The 20034-nt window shown below is 57.9% G+C and carries 18 protein-coding genes and 2 pseudogenes; 16 read left to right on the top strand and 4 right to left on the bottom strand.

Annotated features, from left to right (window positions below):
- Positions 1–179: 179 nt before the first annotated feature.
- The 10 genes from AAFN83_RS16040 to AAFN83_RS16085 all read left to right on the top strand — a co-directional run bounded on the left by AAFN83_RS16040 (position 180) and on the right by AAFN83_RS16085 (position 12869).
- Positions 180–4208, top strand: a complete 4029-nt coding sequence (locus tag AAFN83_RS16040) for a WIAG-tail domain (protein ID WP_347771116.1) — start codon at positions 180–182, stop codon at positions 4206–4208.
- Positions 4209–4385: 177 nt separating this feature from the next.
- Positions 4386–5156: a glycosyltransferase family 2 protein gene (locus AAFN83_RS16045; RefSeq protein ID WP_347771117.1), complete on the top strand. Its 771-nt coding sequence runs from the start codon at positions 4386–4388 to the stop codon at positions 5154–5156.
- Positions 5153–6196: a hypothetical protein gene (locus tag AAFN83_RS16050; RefSeq protein WP_347771119.1), complete on the top strand. Its 1044-nt coding sequence runs from the start codon at positions 5153–5155 to the stop codon at positions 6194–6196. The genes AAFN83_RS16045 and AAFN83_RS16050 overlap by 4 nt, the downstream gene beginning before the upstream one ends.
- Positions 6193–6747, top strand: a complete 555-nt coding sequence (locus AAFN83_RS16055) for a glycosyltransferase family 2 protein (RefSeq protein ID WP_347771120.1) — start codon at positions 6193–6195, stop codon at positions 6745–6747. The genes AAFN83_RS16050 and AAFN83_RS16055 overlap by 4 nt, the downstream gene beginning before the upstream one ends.
- A gap of 20 nt (positions 6748–6767) precedes the next feature.
- Positions 6768–8096, top strand: a complete 1329-nt coding sequence (locus AAFN83_RS16060; protein WP_347771122.1) for a glycosyltransferase family protein — start codon at positions 6768–6770, stop codon at positions 8094–8096.
- 180 nt (positions 8097–8276) lie between these two features.
- Positions 8277–9386, top strand: coding sequence for a non-hydrolyzing UDP-N-acetylglucosamine 2-epimerase (wecB, locus tag AAFN83_RS16065; RefSeq protein WP_347771124.1), 1110 nt, complete (start codon positions 8277–8279; stop codon positions 9384–9386).
- Entirely contained in the window at positions 9373–10359 is a 987-nt protein-coding gene (locus AAFN83_RS16070; RefSeq protein WP_347771126.1) for a polysaccharide biosynthesis protein, read from the top strand. The genes wecB and AAFN83_RS16070 overlap by 14 nt, the downstream gene beginning before the upstream one ends.
- A complete protein-coding gene (locus AAFN83_RS16075; protein WP_347771128.1) occupies positions 10356–11195 on the top strand; it encodes a dTDP-4-dehydrorhamnose reductase family protein in 840 nt (279 codons plus the stop codon). Before AAFN83_RS16070 ends, AAFN83_RS16075 begins: the two co-directional genes overlap by 4 nt.
- The gene (locus AAFN83_RS16080; protein WP_347771130.1) at positions 11182–12147 is read left to right on the top strand and encodes an NAD-dependent epimerase/dehydratase family protein; all 966 of its coding nucleotides are present in this window, start codon (positions 11182–11184) and stop codon (positions 12145–12147) included. The genes AAFN83_RS16075 and AAFN83_RS16080 overlap by 14 nt, the downstream gene beginning before the upstream one ends.
- Positions 12132–12869 carry a glycosyltransferase family 2 protein gene (locus tag AAFN83_RS16085; RefSeq protein WP_347771132.1) on the top strand — a complete coding sequence of 246 codons (738 nt, stop codon included), beginning with the start codon at positions 12132–12134 and terminating at the stop codon, positions 12867–12869. Before AAFN83_RS16080 ends, AAFN83_RS16085 begins: the two co-directional genes overlap by 16 nt.
- Before the next feature lie 21 nt (positions 12870–12890).
- On the opposite strand, the gene AAFN83_RS16090 is transcribed toward AAFN83_RS16085, so the two are convergent.
- Positions 12891–13961, bottom strand: a complete 1071-nt coding sequence (locus AAFN83_RS16090) for a glycosyltransferase family 4 protein (RefSeq protein ID WP_347771134.1) — start codon at positions 13959–13961, stop codon at positions 12891–12893.
- A gap of 198 nt (positions 13962–14159) precedes the next feature.
- Here AAFN83_RS16090 and AAFN83_RS16095 point away from each other — a divergent pair, with 198 nt between their 5' ends.
- The 4 genes and pseudogenes from AAFN83_RS16095 to AAFN83_RS16110 all read left to right on the top strand — a co-directional run.
- Positions 14160–14438, top strand: a complete 279-nt coding sequence (locus AAFN83_RS16095) for a hypothetical protein (protein ID WP_347771136.1) — start codon at positions 14160–14162, stop codon at positions 14436–14438.
- 16 nt (positions 14439–14454) lie between these two features.
- Positions 14455–14787: an alpha-helical endospore appendage domain-containing protein gene (locus tag AAFN83_RS16100; RefSeq protein ID WP_347771138.1), complete on the top strand. Its 333-nt coding sequence runs from the start codon at positions 14455–14457 to the stop codon at positions 14785–14787.
- Positions 14784–15080: a hypothetical protein gene (locus AAFN83_RS16105; protein WP_347771140.1), complete on the top strand. Its 297-nt coding sequence runs from the start codon at positions 14784–14786 to the stop codon at positions 15078–15080. Before AAFN83_RS16100 ends, AAFN83_RS16105 begins: the two co-directional genes overlap by 4 nt.
- A gap of 151 nt (positions 15081–15231) precedes the next feature.
- Positions 15232–15381 (top strand): annotated as a pseudogene (locus tag AAFN83_RS16110) (LuxR C-terminal-related transcriptional regulator); the annotation flags it as partial.
- Positions 15382–15409: 28 nt separating this feature from the next.
- On the opposite strand, the gene AAFN83_RS22130 reads toward AAFN83_RS16110, so the two are convergent.
- On the bottom strand, positions 15410–15820 hold the full coding sequence (locus tag AAFN83_RS22130) for a YxiJ family protein (protein ID WP_481810516.1): 411 nt from the start codon (positions 15818–15820) through the stop codon (positions 15410–15412).
- Between the two features lie 419 nt (positions 15821–16239).
- On the opposite strand from AAFN83_RS22130, the gene AAFN83_RS16115 reads away from it, so the two are divergent.
- Entirely contained in the window at positions 16240–17805 is a 1566-nt protein-coding gene (locus AAFN83_RS16115; protein WP_347771142.1) for a recombinase family protein, read from the top strand.
- Positions 17806–17827: 22 nt separating this feature from the next.
- Positions 17828–17920: pseudogene (locus AAFN83_RS16120) on the top strand (LuxR C-terminal-related transcriptional regulator); the annotation flags it as partial.
- Between the two features lie 121 nt (positions 17921–18041).
- Here AAFN83_RS16120 and AAFN83_RS16125 read toward each other — a convergent pair.
- Together AAFN83_RS16125 and uxuA are read right to left on the bottom strand one after the other, a co-directional pair.
- Positions 18042–18914, bottom strand: coding sequence for an SDR family oxidoreductase (locus AAFN83_RS16125; protein ID WP_347771143.1), 873 nt, complete (start codon positions 18912–18914; stop codon positions 18042–18044).
- The gene (gene uxuA / locus AAFN83_RS16130; protein ID WP_347771145.1) at positions 18911–20011 is read right to left on the bottom strand and encodes a mannonate dehydratase; all 1101 of its coding nucleotides are present in this window, start codon (positions 20009–20011) and stop codon (positions 18911–18913) included. The genes AAFN83_RS16125 and uxuA overlap by 4 nt, the downstream gene beginning before the upstream one ends.
- Positions 20012–20034: the final 23 nt, after the last annotated feature.

Genomic DNA, 20034 nt, shown 5'->3' on the forward strand with positions numbered 1-20034 from the left:
TTAAAGAGAAAGCTCTATCATGAAAAAGGGGGGTCAAGGTTTAGTATAGGGCCTCTACATTAAAGGGGCATTAAAGCGAGATTACGAAAGCATTACAAATTTCATAGCGGGATTTAGGGGCATTCCCCCCGGCATCTGCATAGGGTACAGGAGACTATCGATGCGGAAGGGGAACCAGCATGGACAAAGGCAAGCCGGTGCGTGGAAAAAGGAAGGAGAAAAAGGTTCGCGGGTATCGCTACGACTCCCGCATTCAGGAATTGGAATGGCTCGACAACGGCTCTAGCAACGTTTCCCGAGGGAAACCGCTTGAGGATGACACGGTGCAGGTACAGGTTTCAAGTGCAGTTCCGGTGGAGGAGGTCGTGCTCGAACGGCCGCAAGAGCCGGCAGAGGTAGAGGTCATTCGCGAACAGGAAGAGCCCGAACCGCCCCCGGAGCCGCCCAAGGCCAAGGAGAGGAAAGTGGCAGCGGCGCGAACCGGGAAAAACAATGCGCTCTTCACGGAACGCAAGACCGAGTTTGAACAAGAGCCTTTTGTGTATACAGACGATCTTGTCGACGGAAGCATTACGCGGGATAAGCTGGCTTACGGAGCGGTGGATGGTACGCGCCTGGCAGACGGAACGATTCGCGAATCCCATTTGTCGGACAGCTGTGTGACCAGCCGCAGCTTGCATGCGGAAGCCGTTACCTCCGCCAAGCTGGCGAAGGAAGCCGTACAAGAGAAGCATATCAGCGATGGAACCATCAGCGGGAGCAAGCTGCGCAATCGTTCCATCGGCAGCGAGAAGCTGGCGGACAACTCGGTGACGAGCGATAAACTGGCGGACGGCGTCATTGGAGCCGACAAGCTCGCTCCTCGCTCCATCGGCTCCCGTCACCTTCAGGAGGGCAGCATCACGAGTGATCTGCTTCAGGATCAGACGGTCACGTCCGACAAAATCCACAGCGGTTCGGTCAAGGCCGCTCATCTGAGCAATGGCTCCGTCAACTCCGCCAAGCTGTCCGCCGGCTCGATCACGACGGATAAGATTCGAGCCGGCGCCGTTACGGAAGAAAAGCTGGCAGAAGGCAGTGTAGGCTTTGATAAGCTGAAGCCTTCCTCGGTATACACCGAGCACATCGCTCCCGGATCGGTTGGACCGGATCAGTTGGCAAGCGGGTCGATTACGTCCGACAAGCTGATGAAGGGATCAATCGAAGGCCATCACCTGGTAGAGGAAGCCATCACTCGCTATCATCTGGCTGAATCCTCCGTGCAAGAAAGGCACTTGTCGGAGGGCAGCGTCACGGCTTCAAGGCTTGCTCCGCAATCCGTACAAGAACCTCATCTCGCCAGCGATTCGATCGCAAGCCGCCATCTCCGGCAGGAGATCGTGAGCGAGCGACATCTGGCTCCGAACAGCGTCAGCGGAGAAAAGCTCGCTTACGGGGCTGTCGATTCCCATCACCTGGCGCAGGGGGCCATCACTTCCTCCCATATTCGTCCCGGAGAAATTCACGGTGAGCTTTTGGCGGCGGAAGCGGTGGACGCCTCCAAGCTGGTGAACGGGGCGATCGGCTCCGACCACCTCCAGGAGAGCAGCGTGGACAGCCGTCATCTGGCAATGGAGGCGGTGAGGGGGCATCATCTGCCGACGGGCGTCATCAAATCGCTTCATCTCGCGGAGGGCTCCATCACGAGCGACAAGCTGGTGGATCGCGTCGTGGATCGAAGCAAGCTGGCACTCTCCTCGGTGACGAGTCATCATCTGGCGGAAGGCGCTATTACCGACAAGGCCATTCTGCCGGGTACCATCGGTCCCCATCATCTGGCAGCGGCGAGCATTGGATCGAATCAGCTTGCTCCGAATGCCATCGGAGCGGTTCATGTTCAAAATGGAAGCATCGGCACCGAAAAGCTGAGGGATTCCGCGATCACGACCGCCAAGCTTGCAACCGGTGCCGTTACAGGCGAAAAGCTGGAGCTGGAATCCGTCAGCTCCATCCATCTGAAGGCGGGCGTCGTCCAATCCCGCCATGTGAACCCCGGCAGCATCCATGCGGAGCATCTCGGGGAAGGGATCATTGAAGCCCGCCACTTCCGCGCAGACAGCGTGGGGAGTGAGCAGCTGCAGGCGAGTGCGGTGGAAACGCGTCACCTGGGTGCGGAAAGCGTCGGGAGCGAGCAGCTGCAGGCAAGTGCGGTGGAGACGCGTCACCTGAGCGCGGAAAGCGTAGGGGGCGAGCAGTTGCAAGCGAGTGCGGTGGAGGCACGGCACTTGAGTGCGGAAAGCGTCGGGAGCGAGCAGCTGCAGGCGAGTGCAGTGGAGACACGGCACCTGAGCGCGGGAAGCGTGGGCGGAGAACAGCTGCAAGCAAGCGCGGTGGAAGCGCACCATCTGGGCGCAGACAGCGTGGGGAGCGAGCAACTCCAAGCGAGCGCGGTAGAAGCGCGGCATCTGGGCGCAGACAGTGTGGGGAGCGAGCAATTGCAAGCGAGCGCGGTAGAAGCGCGACATCTGGGCGCAGGCAGCGTGGGAAGCGAGCAACTGCAAGTGAGCGCGGTGGAATCCCGCCATCTGGGCGCGAGCAGTGTGGGGAGCGAGCAACTGCAAGCGAGCGCGGTGGAAGCCGGCCATCTAAGCGCAGGCAGTGTAGGCAGCGAGCAACTGCAAGCGAGCGCCGTAGAAGCACGGCACCTGAGCGCGGGAAGCGTAGGGCGTGAGCAGCTGCAAGGGGATGCGGTGGATACGCGTCACCTGAGAGCGGGGAGCGTCGGCAGCGAGCACCTCCAGATGAGCGCGGTGGAGACCCGCCACCTGGGTGCGGAAAGCATCGGGAGTGAGCAACTGCAAGCGAGTGCCGTAGAAACGCGCCACCTGGGCGCGGAGAGCGTCGGGAGCGAACAACTGCAAGCGAGCGCGGTGGAAGCACGGCACCTGAGCGCGGAAAGCGTAGGGAGCGAGCAACTGCAAACGGGCGCGGTGGATACACACCACCTGAGCGAAGACAGCGTGGGGAGCGAACAACTGCAAGCGAGTGCCGTAGAAGCGAAGCACCTAAGCCCCGGAAGCGTCGGGAGTGCCCAACTGCAAGCGAGCGCGGTGGAAGCGCGCCACCTGAGCGTGAACAGCGTAGGGGGATGGCAGCTGCAAACGGGTGCGGTGGAAACACGGCACCTGAGCGCAGACAGCGTGGGCAGCGAGCAGCTGCAAGCAGGCGCGGTGGAAGGCCGCCACTTGAGCGCCAAAAGCGTCGGGAAGGAACAGCTGCAAGTGAGCGTGGTGGAAGCGCGGCACCTGAGCGCCAAAAGCGTAGGCAAGGAGCATCTGCAAGCCAATGCCGTCAAAACCCGCCATTTGAGTGCAGGGAGTGTCGGAGGCGAGCAACTGCAAGCAGGCGCGGTGGACCTCGGCCACCTATCCGCCCGTGTAACTGAAATGATCGACACGGTGATTCGGTCGGTGTTGGAATCGGTCGTGAGTCAACCGACGAAGACGAAGCAGGCGGCGACGCTGGCTGGAACGGTTGAGGTTGAGCTGGAGCGCAGCACGGCGCAGGCCCTCGTTACCATCACCTTTCCCCAAGCTCTCGAATCCGAGCAGGTTACGGTGGTGGGAACCGGAAGCCATCCTTCCTTCTTGGTATCGCTGCGGGAAGCTCATTCGAGCGGAGCTGTCTTTGAAGTGACACGGCTTGAGGATTCCGAGGAGCTTGACGTCCGCATTCATTGGATCGCTTACGCGGGCCTTGCTACGGAAGCATCGGTTCAAACGACCGTTCTGAAGGAGCAACAACCCCTTCCCGACTTAGCGGAAAATCCGCTGGCCGCGATCCTGGAACAGATGGCCCCCTTGTTGGGTCAGCTTCCGTTTGAGTTTGAGAGCAGCGGCTTGCTGGAGGAGGAAGCCTTGGAGCTCGAGGAGTCCGATGCGCTCTCCCTTCTGGATGAGCCGGAGGAGCTTCTGCCGAGCGAGCCATCCCCGTTTGCGGAATCCGAACGCGCCAAGATTGCCGGACTGTTGGAAAGCCAATGGAAGGCGCTGGCGGGTCGCGGGGAGCTCGAGGACGACCAAGAGGGAGCGGATTTTAAGGAAGGAAGTCTGCCATCCTCACTCGTTTCGGACCATGAGGTGCCTGAGGATTCCGCACTCGATGAGGAATCGGCATTCGCAGAGGATTCGGCACTCACAGAGGATTCAGATACCGGTGAGAATCAATAAGCATGAATAGCGGCACATCTGCATAATCCGATCAAAAAAGCCTCCGACCGGGGGCTTTTTTCTATGGACAGGAGCGGTGATTTGAGGCATTCCCCCCTGTGTGGAAGCCGTGTCCGCATTCAACCCGAGACATAGTATGGCAAAAAAGCCCCAAAGGATGGCAAAAGGGGGATTCCCATGGTGGTCGCAGGACGATCCGGTTCGGATACGGGCATGGGCCAGGCGGCCCCGATCGTCTCCGTTATCATACCCGTGATGAATGAAGCACGAACATTGGCGCGGGTGTTGAAAGAAGCGAAGCGGGTTCATCCCCGCACGGAAGTGATCGTCGTCTTAAATGGTTCAAACGACGGCTCTGAGCGCATCGCAAGGGGAGCGGGAGTCCGTGTCCTGCATTTTCCCGAAGCGCTCGGCCACGATGTAGGCCGTGCCGTCGGAGCGGAGGCTGCGCGCGGAGACATCCTGCTCTTTCTGGATGGAGACATTCCGGTCGCCGCTCCTCAACTGAAGCCGTTCATCCGCGCCATTCAGCGCGGAACGGATGTTGCGCTCAATGCGTACAGCGGCCCTCGGGTGAAGCATCGTCCGCATCCGGTTAATGTGGCCAAGAAGGCGCTCAATGCCTTCCTGGGCGCCCCTCACCTGCTCGGGGCATCCATGACCGCGATTCCTCATGCCATAAGCCGCCGCGCATTGGAGCAGATTGGGGCGAGGAGCCTCTCGGTTCCGCCGGCCGCCCAGGCGGCCGCTGTGCGGAAGGGGCTGCGTGTGTATACCGTCCGCTATGTGGAGGTAGGGCGGACCAATCCTTCCAAGCCGCGACCCAGTGGAGCGTTGACCTCTCTGATCATGGGTGATCATCTGGAGGCGCTCCATGCCCTCATGAAGGAGAAGGGGAGTCGCTGCGGATTCTCGGACGGCGGCCGAAGGCGGGAGAAATTAACATGAATCGTTCCCCGTTCATCGCTATCGAACAAGGAGGCACGGCCATGGGCGATTTAAGCACGTATCTCTTGATCGGAGCGCCTGGCAAGGTTCGTCTTCGGGCTGTTGCACCGTCCCGCACGACAAAACGGAAGAGGTCAATGGGGGCTCGGCGTTCCCGTTTTTCGGTTAGGTTGGCTGTCCATGTTTCCCCTCATAAAAGCACCCGGAGAAATCCGCGTGCTGCTCGTCGGCTTAGCAAATCTCGGCCTCGAAAGCGACCTTTTCTTCGGCGTGCTGCCTCGCTTAACCTGCACCCGCTTTCGCTGCCGATGGGAGCTCGAACGAGTGTCATTTTGACGATTCAGGGTCCCGCCGGGAATCTGGAGAGCGTGCTGAAGCAGCTCCAGCGATTGCTCGTCAAGGAGATTCTTGTGGTGGTGGATGACCCGTTTCACCCTGCCCTCCCGTTATTGCTTGCTCATCCGCTTGAGCCCTTGGTCCTGTGCTACCCGGAACCGCTCGGGCCGGGGGTGGCCAGGGCGCTCGGTGCTCAGGCTGCGGCTGGGGATATCTTGCTGTATGCGGATGCCCATGTACTCTTGCCCGCAGAGCAGCTTATTCCGTACCTCTACGCAGTAGCCTCGGGCATCGATCTGGCTCTGCTGGACTCGACGAGCGTGCTGCCGCCGTTTGCCGGCTGGGACTCCGCGACAACGGCTCAGTCGTTTCTCAACCGGCTGCTCGGTCGAGGCGATCTACGGACCAATTCGCTGCGGTCTCTGCCTCATGCGATCAGCCGCCGCGTGCCAGAGACCGTTGGGTACCCGGCTCTTGCCATCCCTCCTCTCGCACAGGCGCTTGCCCTTGAGGCAGGATTGTCAGCGAGTCTCGTCGGCACGGGCCGAATGGGCGCGATAGCCGGCGAGGGGAGCCCCTTCCCGCTGGAGGTTACATTAGGCGATCATCTCGAAGCGCTGCATGAGCTGATGGCTCGAAAAGGGCCGCGGTTTTCCTATTTTGATCACCTGCGCAAACGCGATGCCAAGGGGGATGAAGCATGACGCAGCCTTCCGTATCGATTCTCGTCCCGGTGCAAAACAACCGCCATGAGGCCGGTCTTTTTCTCGAACAGCTCAAGGCCCGGACCCCTGAACCGCATGATGTGCTTGTGCTTGACCTCGGCTCCGTGGACGGAACAGCCGAGGAGGCTCGAACACGAGGGGTCCCCTTCCTGCGATTCCCGGCTGGAGCTTTCACAGAAGAAGCCGTCGGCCGAGGACTTCGGCTTGCTGCCGGAGACCTGGTAGCTGTGCTCGATGTAAGGCACCGGTTGCGCTCAAACTGGGTACCGACGGCACGCGCGTTGTTTGAAGCGGAGGAGCGACTTGCCGCTGTGGAGTTGGAGCGGGATCAGGAGGAGCCTGGCAGGGAGTCGGACCAAGCCCCTGCCGCTCTCTGGCTGCTTCCCGTTGTCTATCGCCGGGAAGCGCTGCGAGCGATCGGATGCCTTCGGCACCGAATGGCCGAAGCAGAAGCCCTGCCGCTCTCACAAGCTCTGGTTCGATGGAAGGAAGCCGGCTACCGCGTGAGGGGAATGGGAGCCAAATCATGAATGCTTGAGGAGGGAGAACGATGCTTACGAATTGGGCTGACGGAACGGACGAGGATTGGGAGATTGAAGAGCTGACCCGTTCCCAGGCCGTCAACGAGGTTCTGCTATCCAAGCAGACGGAGTCTCCACGCCGATATCCGCTTCATTTGGCGGTGTGGACCAAACCGGCGCATTCAGAAGGAGGAGCGGTTTCTGCGCTCCGCTCACTCGTGAATCGATGCTCGGTTTGGACGATGGAGGATGCCGAGGAAGAGATGCTGCGGGCAAAGCCCGACCTCGTGCTCCTCATCGACCGGGAGTGGAAGGACTCTGAAATTGCTCAACGGTTTAAGAAGGAAGGAACGCGCCTCGCGTTCTGGGCAACCGTTCCCGCCGAAGTTCCTCTCGAGGGAACGGACGGAGAGACACTTGTCGATGCGTACTTTTCAACCCCTACTCAGGGTCAGCTCCCTCATGAGGATAGGAAAGGGATTCCCGTGTACGATCTGCCGCCCTTCGCCCGAACGGATCGCTTCTATCCTCACGATGGGCCGGAGACACCGCCCGCAGACCTGCTCGTCCTGGGGCTGGAGGAGCTGCCTTCGGAAGAGCGGAAGGCTTTGACTGCGAAGCTGAAGGAGCTTGCCCTTACGAAACAGATAGTCGTTGTTACGGACGATCAAGCGGATATCTCTTACCGGCCCGCAGGCATTTCCTCCATCCCTGGGGATGAGCTGGGCAAGTGGGTGAGCGAGGCAACCGTCATCCTTCATCTGCTTTCTGCGGATGAAGAAGACAACGAACGGACGCGAGATCGTTGCAGACAACGCCTCGTTGATGTGGCGGCCTGCGGTGCGGCCCAAGTTGTCCCGCTTCACCCGTCCTTTACCACGCTGTTGATTCCTGAGGTGGAGGCGGCCGTATATCGATCGGCAGAAGAGCGGGATGAACACGTACAGCGTCTCCTGGACGAGGAAACCTATCGCCGCCAAATGGCGTTGAGCAGCCTTCGCCGAACATGGGCCTCCCACACCGCCGTAGAGCGGATGGAAACCCTCTTGCTCACCGCCTTGCCCCGATTGGCAGAACGTCAGCCGCTTGTGCGGGATCGGCGTGTGGCTTCTCGTTTTGGGTTTCCCCGCTTTGCGAAGTCGGCTGTGAAAGCCCAAGGAGAGGCGGGGGTGTCCCGTACAAAGGGAAAGTCTCGTCTCGAGCCGACCCCATCCAAAAAGAAGAGAACGGCGAAGCAAGTCTCTTCATCGACAGGAAGCTCCAGGCCGGCTCTGCCGTCCGCCGGCAAGCCGTTATCGCTGACCAAGCGCGTGTCCGGGTCAACCTCCAAGCGGATGCCGCCTCGTTCCCAAGCTTGAACGGGAATCCTCTCTTTGCTCATTCAGCAGCCGCCCGTCGGACGGGCGGTTGCCTTTTTCCATGGCTCCCCACCACTCGACCATACCTATGTCGGATACCCCGCATCCAATAACGGGAGATAACTCCCCGCCGTCCTTGAAGGGACTTTTGGCGGCAACCGTTGAACGGAGGGATCCCCCATGAAAGTCGTGACCGTGCTCGGAACAAGGCCGGAGGTTATTCGCCTGAGCCGGATCATCCCCAAGCTCGACCTCCTCGCGGAGGAGCATACGCTCGTTCATACCGGCCAAAACTTTGATCCCCGTTTGCGCGACATTTTTTTTCGCGAATTGGAGGTAAGGGACCCGGATTACAGCTGGTCGCATACCCGTCACACACTGGGCAGTCAGTTGTCCTCGCTGTTTCGGAGACTCGAAGAGGTTCTGGCGAGCAAGCGCCCGGATGTGCTACTCACGCTGGGAGACACCAACAGCGCGCTCAGCGCGGTTCTCGCCGAGCGAATGGGAATTCCCGTCGTGCACATGGAGGCGGGCAATCGCTGCTATGATCCCGCTGTGCCCGAAGAGAAGAACCGCCGGGTGATCGATGCCATCTCCACCTTCAATCTGCCCTACACGCCGGGAAGCCGGGAGAATCTGCTGAGGGAAGGAATCGCCCCGTCCCGGATTCTGCTGTCCGGGAACCCGATCTATGAGGTGCTGGAGCATTATCGGGATCGGATCGAGAACAGCACCGTTCTCGCCCGTCTTGCCCTCACGCCGGGCGAATACTTCATTGCGACGATTCATCGAGCCGAGAATGTGGACCATCTCCCGCATCTGAAAGAACTGATTGATGGGCTGAATCGGATTGCAGAAGGGTTCGGCAAGCGCATCATTTGCAGCCTTCACCCCCGGACGAGGGTTCGGCTCGCGGCTTCACCGGAGCTTGCCATTCATCCGCTTGTTGAGCTTCATGAGCCGTTTGGCTTTTTCGACTTTGCTTCACTGGAGCAGCACGCATTCTGCGCTTTGACAGACAGCGGAACCGTTCAGGAGGAATGCTGCCTGTTCCAGGTTCCTACCGTGACGCTGAGGCGTACGACGGAGCGGCCGGAGACGGTCGATTGCGGGAGCAATGTGGTGGCGGGGCTGAATGCAGCCCGAATGTACGATGCGGCCAAAGCCATGACGGCGCTGTCCCGCACCTGGACGACACCGGCCGGGTATCAGGAGTCTGACGTCTCGGGGAAGGTTGTTAAATTCATCAGCACATGCTGGCAAGGAGGCCTGCCTAATGTTTACCGGTAAGACCATCTTCATCACCGGGGGAACCGGTTCTTGGGGCCGCGAGCTCGTCAAGCAGATGCTTCAGCGGAATCCCAAGGAGATCATCATCTTCTCCCGCAACGAAAGCAGCCAGGTTGAGATGAAACGAGAGTTTGAGGACCCGCGGCTGCGTTTCTGCATCGGGGACATCCGCGATCGGGATGCGCTGATCGCAGCGAGCGCGGGGACGGATTACCTCTTTCATCTAGCGGCTCTCAAGCATGTTCCCGTCTGCGAAGAACAGCCCTTGGAAGCGGTGAAGACCAACATCTTCGGCACGCAGAATGTCATCGAGGCCGCCATCCACAACAAGGTGAAGAAGGTCATGTACATCTCCACAGATAAAGCCTCCAACCCTTCAAACCTGTATGGGATGACGAAAGCCGTCGGGGAGAGGCTCATCATTCAAGCCAATCTGCTTCCTACCGAGACACGTTTTGTCTGTGTGCGCGGTGGCAATGTGCTTGGAACGAACGGAAGTGTCATCCACCTGTTTCTGAAGCAGATCAAGCAGGAACGGCGCGTGGGCATTACCGACCTGAACATGACCCGGTTTTTCCTGACGCTGGAGGATGCCATCGGTCTTCTGTTTAAGGCCTCCGAGGACAGCTTGGGAGGAGAAATCTTCGTGCTGCTCATGCCGACCTGCCGGATCCTTGATCTCGCGGAGGTGCTGATCGATACGCTAGGCGTCCCAAATGTCCAGGTTGAGGAAACAGGCATTCGTCCGGGAGAGAAAATCCACGAAATTCTTTACTCCGAATTTGAGAGCCGAACCACGGTCATTTATGACGAGCACTATCTCGTTGTTCTTCCCACGATGGAGATACCGGGGCTCAAGGAACACTATCAAGCCTCCCCGCCGGTATCGGAGGGCAGCTACAGCTCCTCGGAGCTGCTTATGACCAAGGATGAAATCAAGCAGCTCCTCGTCAAAGGAAGGTTTTTTCCATGAAGGTGCTGATTCTCGGGGCAAAGGGGATGGCCGGTCATGTGATGGTAGAGCATTTCCATTCTTTGCCTGGCGTAAGCGTCTATAGCACGACGCGGGATCGGACCGATTCCGATTCGCTGTACCTGGATGCCTGCGACGAGGAGCACCTGACCAAGCTGATGGAGGTCGTTCGCCCGGATGTTACGATCAATTGCATCGGTTTGCTGAATGAAGAGGCAGCGAAGCGAGAGCAAGAGGCGATTCAGGTGAACGCCCTTCTCCCCCACCGCCTTCGCAGACTGGCTGACAAGACGGGAGGTCGACTCATCCACATTAGCACGGACTGTGTCTTCAAAGGCACGAAGGGGGGCTACGTGGAGGAGGACTTCCCCGACGGCGATTCCGTGTATGCCAAGACGAAAGCGATGGGAGAGGTGCGGAGTACGCCGCATCTCACCATCCGCACGTCCATCATCGGACCGGAATTGAAAAACGGGATCGGGTTGTTTCATTGGTTTATGAAGCAGCAGGGAAGGGTGTCCGGCTATCGGGGAGTGGAGTGGAATGGGGTCACGACCGTACAGCTGGCAAAATCGGTCGAACGTTTGCTCGCAGAGGGGACGAGCGGGCTCGTCCACTTGACGGCCCCGGTAACAATCAGCAAGTATGAGCTTCTCCAGCAGCTGCAGCTCCTCTTCGACAAGGAGGAGGTCCAGATCGTACCGGTGGATGCTCCTGTGCTGGATCGAACGCTGCGGAACACGCGGGCAGACATGAGCCTGGACATTCCCGATTACCCTGCCATGTTGCTGGAGCTGAAGGCCTGGATGGAGGAGCATCAGCATGGCGACCACTAAAGGGACTCTGCTCGTTACGGGCGCCGCTGGCTTTGTGGGAGGGCATGCGGTTCCTCTTTTGCGAGAGGCAGGCTACCAGGTGGTGTCCGTTGTCCGCAAGGAATCACGAACCAGCCCCTCGTCAGCGGGCCGCCCATCTGATCGCTACAGCTGCGATTTGACTGTCTCCTCCGAGGTTCGCCGGATGGTTCGCGAGCTTCGCCCGAACGCCGTGCTTCACCTCGCGGGCCGGAACCATGCCGGCGATTCCTGGGCGGACCCTGCCGGTTACCTGGAGAGCAATCTGATGGCGACCGTCTATTTGCTGGAGGCCCTTCGGCAGGAAAGCCCGGACACCCGCATCATCGTAGCGGGCTCCATGCTGAGCGTACCGCTTGGAGAGCGGCCGCAGCCTCCGCATCCGTACAGCTTAAGCAAATCCTTGCAGACGCTCATCACCCAATCCTGGGCGCATCTGTACCGAAGCGATGCCCTTGTCGTTCGTCCGTCCAATCTCGTCGGTCCCGGTCCTTCCGGCGGCATCTGCACCCGCCTTGGGGCCTGGATCGCAGATCGAGAGCAGGGTGCGGATACGTCGTTCCGGCTAGCTTCGCTTGCGGAGCCCCGCGATTACCTGGATGTACGAGATGCCGCCGCAGCGATTCGCATTCTGTTTGAGAAGGGGAAGCCGGGCCATGTCTACCCCGTAGCATCGGGGGTCTATCGATCTCTCGGAGAGGTACTGAACGCTTTCCAAGCGCAGAGCACGGAAGCTTTCGCGGTGGAGACTCCCCAGGAGCTGGTCGGAACGGGCTCCTCTGCAATCCCGGCCGACACGCCGGTTGCAGCGCTTCATGCCCGTGCGCTACGAGTCTTCGGCTGGCAGCCGCAAATTTCGTTTGCCCAGTCGGTCGCGGATATCCTGTTCGAACAACGTTCCGGTAAGGGGGTGCGCGTATGGGAGATCTCGTGACGATCGTGATTCCCTTTTATAACGATCCGTATGTGCCGCATGCCATTCAGAGCGCCTTAAGCCAGACCTATCCGAATGTCGAGGTGGTGCTGGTGAACGATGGGTCTACGGCATACACCCATCTGCTCGACCCTTACCGTTCTCTGATTCGGGTAATCGACAAAGCCAATGGAGGCACGGCGAGCGCCCTCAACGAAGGCATTCGGCAAGCGAAAGGGCGCTACATCGCCTGGCTCAGCTCGGATGATCGGTTTCACCCGAGGAAGCTGGAGCGGCAAATGGCCTTCATGAAGACCAATCGAGCCCGCATTTCCTTCACCAATTTTCACCGGATCGATTCCACGGGACGGGTGATTCGCACGAGAGCCGGGAGAAGGTTTCGCTCGGTGATCCCGTTCTACGAGTTTTTTCGAAAAGGCAACCCCATCAACGGCTGTACGATCGTTGCCGAGCGCGATCTGCTGTTCGAGCTTGGACTCTTCGATGAAGAGATGCTCTATACCCACGACAATGACATGTGGTTCAAGGTTCTCGTCAATCGGATCGACTTCTATTACCTGGATGAGGCACTAACGGAATACCGGATGCACGGAAGCATGGGGTCGGTTCGGTTTCGGCCCGTCGTCAAGCAGGAGCTGGTCAAACTCAGAGCCAAATACGTCCCGCCTCTGAATCGTGTCATCGCAGCGCTCAAACGGGAGGAGGCCCGGCGCCGTAAGTGATTCCGACGCCGGCCTGGCGGGTTACTTCGCTCCAAGCGCCGCCGCCATGGCGGCGAACTGAGCAGCATACCCCTCCGGGGAGAATCGGCTCGCGACGAAGTCGCGGGCCTGACTGCGGATGGACTCCCTCTTCACCGCATCCTCGATCAACTCCGCTGCCTGTACGGCGGCGGTCTCATAGTCATCGGCAGGGTAATACTTGCCCGTTACGTCGTGAACGACGAAATGGCGCACCCCGTCGGAATCGGAGGTGAGCACCGGGCAGCGGCAGCTCATCGCCTCCAGCACCGCAAAGCCGAAGCCTTCCAAGCGGGAGGTTGAGACCAGCAGCCCTCCCGAATCACCGATCTGGGACAAGTAGTCCGCCATGGAGGCGTGAGGAACATTGGGGATCAAGTGCAGGTGAGGCGTCAGGTTTAACCGGTTGACGGTTCGGTAAAACCGGCTGTTTTCCTTCGGGTTTGCAAGATTGGTATCGAGGAACATATACAGCTGAAAGGCCGGGTTTCGGGCGATTAATCGGCTTCCGATCTCCAGAAAGCCCTCCCAGTTCTTGTTCGCCTCAATCCGTCCGATCCAGGCAGCCACCGGCGCTCCGAGCGGGGGGAGCGGCCGGTAGGTGAATTCACCGGCAGGAAAAGGGTTCGAAAAGCTGAAGTGGCGTTTCTTCGGGTAAATCTGCTGAAACAGCTCGGCGAGATGAGAGGTGGGGGGGTAGAGTAAGCCGTTCGCATAGGTCTTCACGTTGCGAGCAGCCAAATTGAGCACACGCACGGCTTGCGGCCGTGTGCCGAAGCCTTGGCCCTCGAAGACGAGCGGTCCGCGATACCCGAGCCTTCGAAGCCGCCTCAGCATGGACGAGTCCGAGGTGACGACGATGAGGGAGAATTTCTCACGAACGAGCAGCCGTTTCAGGAAGAGATCCTTGTTCCCGACATGAACCGGGGAAGGAGACGGATTTTGCAGGCCGGCCCCTTTTTTCAGGTAGAGCAGGTGACAGTGGATGCCGTTCTTTTGCAAGGCGGCCGAGCGAATTCGATTCAGCGTCTCCATTCCGCCGCTGGGTACATAAAACACAAACAAAACCTTCATGGCACACTCCCCGCCTTCTGTTTCCAATCACCCTGCAGTATATGGAGAAATGCCCGGAAGGTTGAAGGATTGTCGAGACCTTCTTTTTTTGAGGCAAAGGGGAGCAGGAGGGGCTTCAGGATAGACCGAATGAGGGGCGGCTGCATACCGTAAAAGGAAGCGATGGCCCTTAGCGGATAAGAAGGAGAGCGGATCGGCATGGAACGACAACTGAGTGAAATGCTTCGGCATGTGGCCCAAACCCAATGGAAGGTGGCGGATCTTCTTGCGGCGGAGCAGCCGCTTGCCGATCAGGCAGCGACTTTCCTTGGAGCGCTCTCGGGGCTGCCGGGGGAAAGCCAGGAGGAGCGAAGGGAGAGGGGAACGGCGGTTTCCCGCAGCCTGACGGGGTACCTCTCGCAACTGGCCGAGCTGGAGATGGCGCTTGCGGATCAGATGGAAGTGATCCTTCGCGAGTGGAAGCGGCAGGAAGAGTAGGAAGGAGCGAAGCGGGATGAAAAAGGAGCAGGCCTGCGAGCGGATTATGGAATCCGCTGCGCTCATTCAAGCGTCAATTGCCAAGCTGCTGACGGCGAAGGCCGGCGAGGCGAAGCTCGCTCAAGGCTGGATCGCGGCGCAAATCCGCCCGGAGAATTGCGAGGGTCCGGAGGAGGTCCATCAGACGGCGATGGAGATGCACGATCAGATGATCGAGATTCTGGAGGGCATCACGAAGATGGAGATCGCGATCGCCCGCCAGCTTCGACTGCTCCTGGAGCCGGAGGAAGAGGGGACGTCTTCTTACGACGGCCTGCTCGGCTCGGACCGGGAGACTTCGACCCGATGAATCTTCGCGGCCGGGAGAACCGAATCAGGCTTCACCTGCTGGAATCCTTCGCGATCAGCGAGCGCGCTCTGGCCGACCTGCTCATGCGTGTGGCCAAGGAAGAATCGACTCTCCCGTTAAGTGCCTCAGACCAGAGGGCGGTTCAACGAAGACTGGCTGCAATTGCCCGCTGTCAGGAAGCGCTTCTCGGGACGATTGGCGGGATTCGCGTCCGTTCCCTTCGCCACAGCCCGCCGGGACCGATCTGGTACCCAGAGCGGAAGTATGGGGGCAAGCGGAAGCGTCTTCGTTAAAGCCGTTGCCATCCCCAAAGTGTCGCAAAACCGCATCCAGCCTATTTTTTTCGGATACCGCACCAAGGGTTTCCCGCACTCATAAGATGGTTTGACTGTATCCCTATCCCTTGTAACCATCCCAAATCCCGAGCAAGGAGGGGTGACATAATTGAAAGGCGATCACAACAGCAAGTTCTTATTGACGCATCGCGAGCGCGAAGTGTTCGAGCTTCTTGTCCAGGATAAAACCACCAAGGATATCGCTCAACAGCTGTTTATCAGCGAAAAAACCGTTCGCAACCACATTTCGAACGCAATGGTGTTTGAAATGCAAACAATCAAACCCATTACTCATTTTTGTAAACTTGAACAACCTTTAGCAATATCGTGCGCATACTCTCGTACTTCCTATATTCATGCTGGAAATCACGGTATTTGCTCAAGTCAAAAAACTGAAGGAATCGATATTTAGGATACCAGTCATAGAATGATTTGGTTAACCAGTGTTGGACCTTTCGAAGTTCGTGTGAATCCTTTAATCGGTTTCTGATCTCCCCTGATGCCAATCCAGCAATAAACATCCAATAATAATTTAAGTCGGGACCGAGAGAGAAATCTCCACGGGCAAATCGAATGAACCCTCTTTCAAAATCTTGTTGAATCGCTCGCACGTCTGCATACGGAAAAGGCGTCGTATCTTCCAACCACATCTTATATAACGTATCCACCAAAGTGTTCAACTCTGGATCTCGACTCATGGAAGCTCACCTATAAGTAGGACATTTTAGTCCGTTATTTGATTTGGTTACAGAAGCAAGGCACTTGGTTGTAGGATTCAGAAAATCATTCGACAGAGACGGATGAATACCTGTTTTCGATTCTTTTGAAAATGAAAGAAACGGCCAGAGTTGCGAGATGATCTTCACGGAGAACCTTGGGAATAGGAAACCCATGATGTATTGGACAAATTCTGACATGAATAGGCATAAGGCAGAGGTGATTCCGATGCCAAGGAAAAGAGGCTTTCATGTACGGTACCACAGGGTTGAGGGAGACGTTCGAGAAGTCATCTCCGAAATCATAAAGGAGAAAATAAGAATGATCTCACCGAAATATGGACTCATGCCATATGATTTTGACGAGATAATAAGCTGCTACATCACAGGGGAGGGCTGTAATGACAAGAGCGGCGATTTACGTAAGGGTATCGACCGAAAAGGATGAGCAAAAGGACAGCCCCGAACACCAGTTAGCGGCGTGTAAGGAGCTTTGCGATCAGTATGGTTTTGATGTCGTGCAGGTCTATGAGGACAGGGCGTCAGGAATGTCGTATATAGAACGACCTGATGTGCAACGTTTAGTGTTTGACGCAAGGGACGATAAGTTTGATGTTGTCCTATTCACTCAGTTATCCCGATTGGCAAGGAGAGGCCATCATTTCGATGTTCTTATGGGACGACTTGTTGACATATGTAAGAAGCGGGTTATCGGGGTGGAAGACGGGGTGGATTCCCAAAAGGAAGGTAATGAATTTGTGACACGTATCCTTAGCGTGGTTGCCGAGCAAGTGAGTAAACAGATCAGCATTTCCTCAAAAAGGGGAAAAAAGCAATCAGCGCTAAAAGGTAACTTCACCGGCGCGTTCGCTCCGTATGGATACAAGAAGACGGTAAGGGAAGGCAAAAAGATGCTTATCGTAGACGAGGAAGCCGCTGAGGTTGTTCGAAAGATCTTCGATCTTTACGTGAACCATAAGATGGGGGAAAAAGCGATTGTAAACCATCTCAATTCGCCTGATCTCTCCATCCCCTCCCCCAGGCAAAAAGGACTTTGGGGGCTGACAACCGTTCAGCGCATATTGCAGAACGAGGCCTATTCTGGACGAAACGTGTTCTGCAAATTTACAACCGAGGAGTTTTACAATAAAAACACGATGGATTTATTGGATTTAAGAAAGAAGCTCGTACGAAGAAAAAAGAGTGAGTGGCTAATGACAGAAACCAAAACCCATGAACCGCTTATTGGCGATGACCTGTTCCAGAGGGCACAAGAGATCCGTCAGATCAGGGGCGGCGGCAGTCGAGGCGGACGGAAAAGGTATGTCAACGTATTCGCCAAGATGATCTTCTGCAAGCATTGCGGCTCAGCTATGGTCACGATGGCGGCAAAAGGGCAGTATCGTTACCTGATGTGCTCCCGTCGGCGTAGAATGGGAGAGAACGGCTGCGAAAACGACAAGTGGGTTCCCTACTATCACGTGCGAGACCAAATCATGGGATGGATCAGCAAAGGCCTCAGAGAGCAGATTGACATTGATACGGGGACGGACGCAGTGATTGAATACTTGAGGGTAAGGGAGAAATCGACAAAAAGCGGCGAAAAGGAGGCAGCGATCCTCCAGAGAGAAATCAAGCAGAACCGCGATTTGTTGTTCGGGCTGCGAAAGCAGAAGATGCTTGGAGAAATCGACGATGCACAATATCGCTACGAGAAAGAAAGGTACGAACAGGCTATAGTCGATCTGGAAGGCAGAGTAGGTAAGATACAGGAGGAAATGGAGCAGGAGAAGGATTTCTCAGCTGAACGAATGAAGATTAGAGCCGCTGTGGAGGGAATAATGAACTTCGACAGCGACGATGAAGTAGAAAAGGTGAGAATCACGCTGACCAAGTTGATCAAGGAAATTACGGTGGATCGCGACGGGAACGTCGATGTGTACACTTTACTCAGCAAACAGGGATAATGCTATCCTTTTACGTGTTTGATCCCACATCTCGAACGTCATGCAAAAGCTGAACGTCAAAGGCCGTTCGCAAGCGGTTGTCGAGCTGATCAAGCTTGGGGAGCTGAAGATTTAGTTCGGTTCCCGGCGCGATGCCGATCTGCCTCCTCGCCCCCGATTCCCCCGTGAGGGGCCTCTCGCCGCCCGGCAAGAGGCCCCTCACGGGGGATTTTCGTTCGTTTAATCGGCGTCGGAGCTTATACGCCGGAGTACGCCTGGAAGCCGCCGTCGACGGGGATGACGGCGCCGGTGACGAAGGCGGAGCTGCGCTCGTCGACGAGCCAGAGCATCGTACCGAGCAGGTCCGCGGGCACCCCGAAGCGGCGCATCGGGGTATGAGCGAGGATTTTCTTGGAGCGCTCGGTGAAGGTGCCGTCCGCCTTCGTGAGCAGCTCGCGGTTCTGCTCCGTGAGGAAGAAGCCGGGCGCGATGGCGTTGACGCGAATGCCGGCTTCCGCCAGGTGAACCGCTAGCCACTGTGTGAAGTTGTGGATGGCGGCCTTGGCGGCGCTGTAAGCGGGAACCTTCGTCATCGGCGCGAACGCGCTCATGGAAGACAGGTTGAGGACGACAGCGCCGGGGCGTCCGGTCATCGCTTCGGCAAACACCTGTGTCGGAATCAGCGTGCCGATGAAATTGAGGTCGAGCACGCTTCGGAAGCCGGGGATGCTGAGGTTGAAGAAGGTCGTTTCGCCTCCGTCTCCGTTTGGCCGGTAAATCTCCTGCGTGGTAGTCGCATCCTTGCGATTGCCTCCGGCCCCGTTGATGAGGATGTCGCAGGTGCCGAAGGCTTCCCGGACCGCGGCCTCGGCGGCGCGGACGCTCGCGGCGTCTGTGACGTCGCAGGGAACCGCGATCGCGCAGCCCCCCGCAGCCTGGATTTCATCGGCGACGCGGTTGCCCTTCTCCCCGGTCCGGTTCAGGACGGCGACGCGCACGCCCTGCCTTGCCAGCTCCAGCGCCATCGCCCGACAGAGGACACCCGCGCCTCCGGTGATGACGGCCGTCTTGCCCTGGAGACCGGGATGGAAGGGCAGCTCCTGCGAGGAGGCATTCGGTTGATCCGTCATCGAACTGCCTCCTTTCTCTCAGAGGCAGCAGCGTCGGCGGCTACTCTCTGATAGGCATCCCACAGCCCCCACAGGTACATAATGCCCAGCGCCCGGTCATAGAGCCCGTAGCCGGGCCGGCACACCTCATCCCAGATGTGACGGCCGTGGTCCGGTCGGCAGTACCCGTTGAATCCCAGTTCCTGATAGGCCTTTACGACACCCGCGATATCGACCGTCCCATCCTCGGTGCGGTGCGAGGTTTCGATGAAGTCCCCGTTCTCGTAGACGTTCACGTTGCGAATGTGCGTGAACGGGATGCGGTCATGGAATTCGTGAATCATGGCGATCAAGTCGTTGTCCGGATTTGCCCCGAGGGAGCCGGTGCAAAGGGTAATCCCGTTCGAAGGCGAATCCACCAGCTGGAGGAAGCGTCGCAGGTTGTTTTGTCCGGTGAGGATGCGGGGGAGGCCGAAGATGGACCAGGGCGGATCGTCGGGGTGAATGGCCATCTGGATGCCGTTCCGTTCGGCGACCGGAATGACGGCCTGAAGGAAATAAGCGAGATGGGTCCACAGCGCTTCCTCGTCCACCGTACGATAGGCCTCGAACAGCTCAGTCAGCCGAGACAGGCGCTCCGGCTCCCAGCCGGGCATCGTGAGCGAGCTGTTCTCATTGATCGTGCGGACAAGCTCGAACGGGTCAATTCCGTGAATGCGCGCTTTTTCAAAGAAGAGGGCGGTTGATCCATCGGGTCTCTTGCGAAATAAATCGGTGCGTGCCCAATCAAAGACCGGCATAAAGTTATAGCAGATGACTTTGACACCGGCATGGGCAAGCTGCTCGATTGTTCGGATGTATCGCTCGATGTAGAGGTCTCGGGTCGGCAGGCCCAGTTTGATGTCCTCATGCACATTGACGCTCTCCACAACCTCCGTATGCAGGCCGAACTCCTCCGCTTGCCTCTTCACCTCAAGAATGCGCGCAAGCGGCCATTCCTCTCCCGCCGGGAGGTCATGCAGAGCCCAGACGATGCCCTCGACACCGGGAATGTGCCGGATATGCCGAAGGGACACCGTATCGTTGCCTTCCCCAAACCAACGAAAAACCATGCGCATGCAGTTGTCCACCGCCTTTTCCC

Origin of the sequence: Gorillibacterium sp. CAU 1737 (genome assembly GCF_039888655.1) — a bacterium.
In the GTDB taxonomy this organism is placed as follows: Bacteria; Bacillota; Bacilli; order Paenibacillales; family NBRC-103111; genus Gorillibacterium.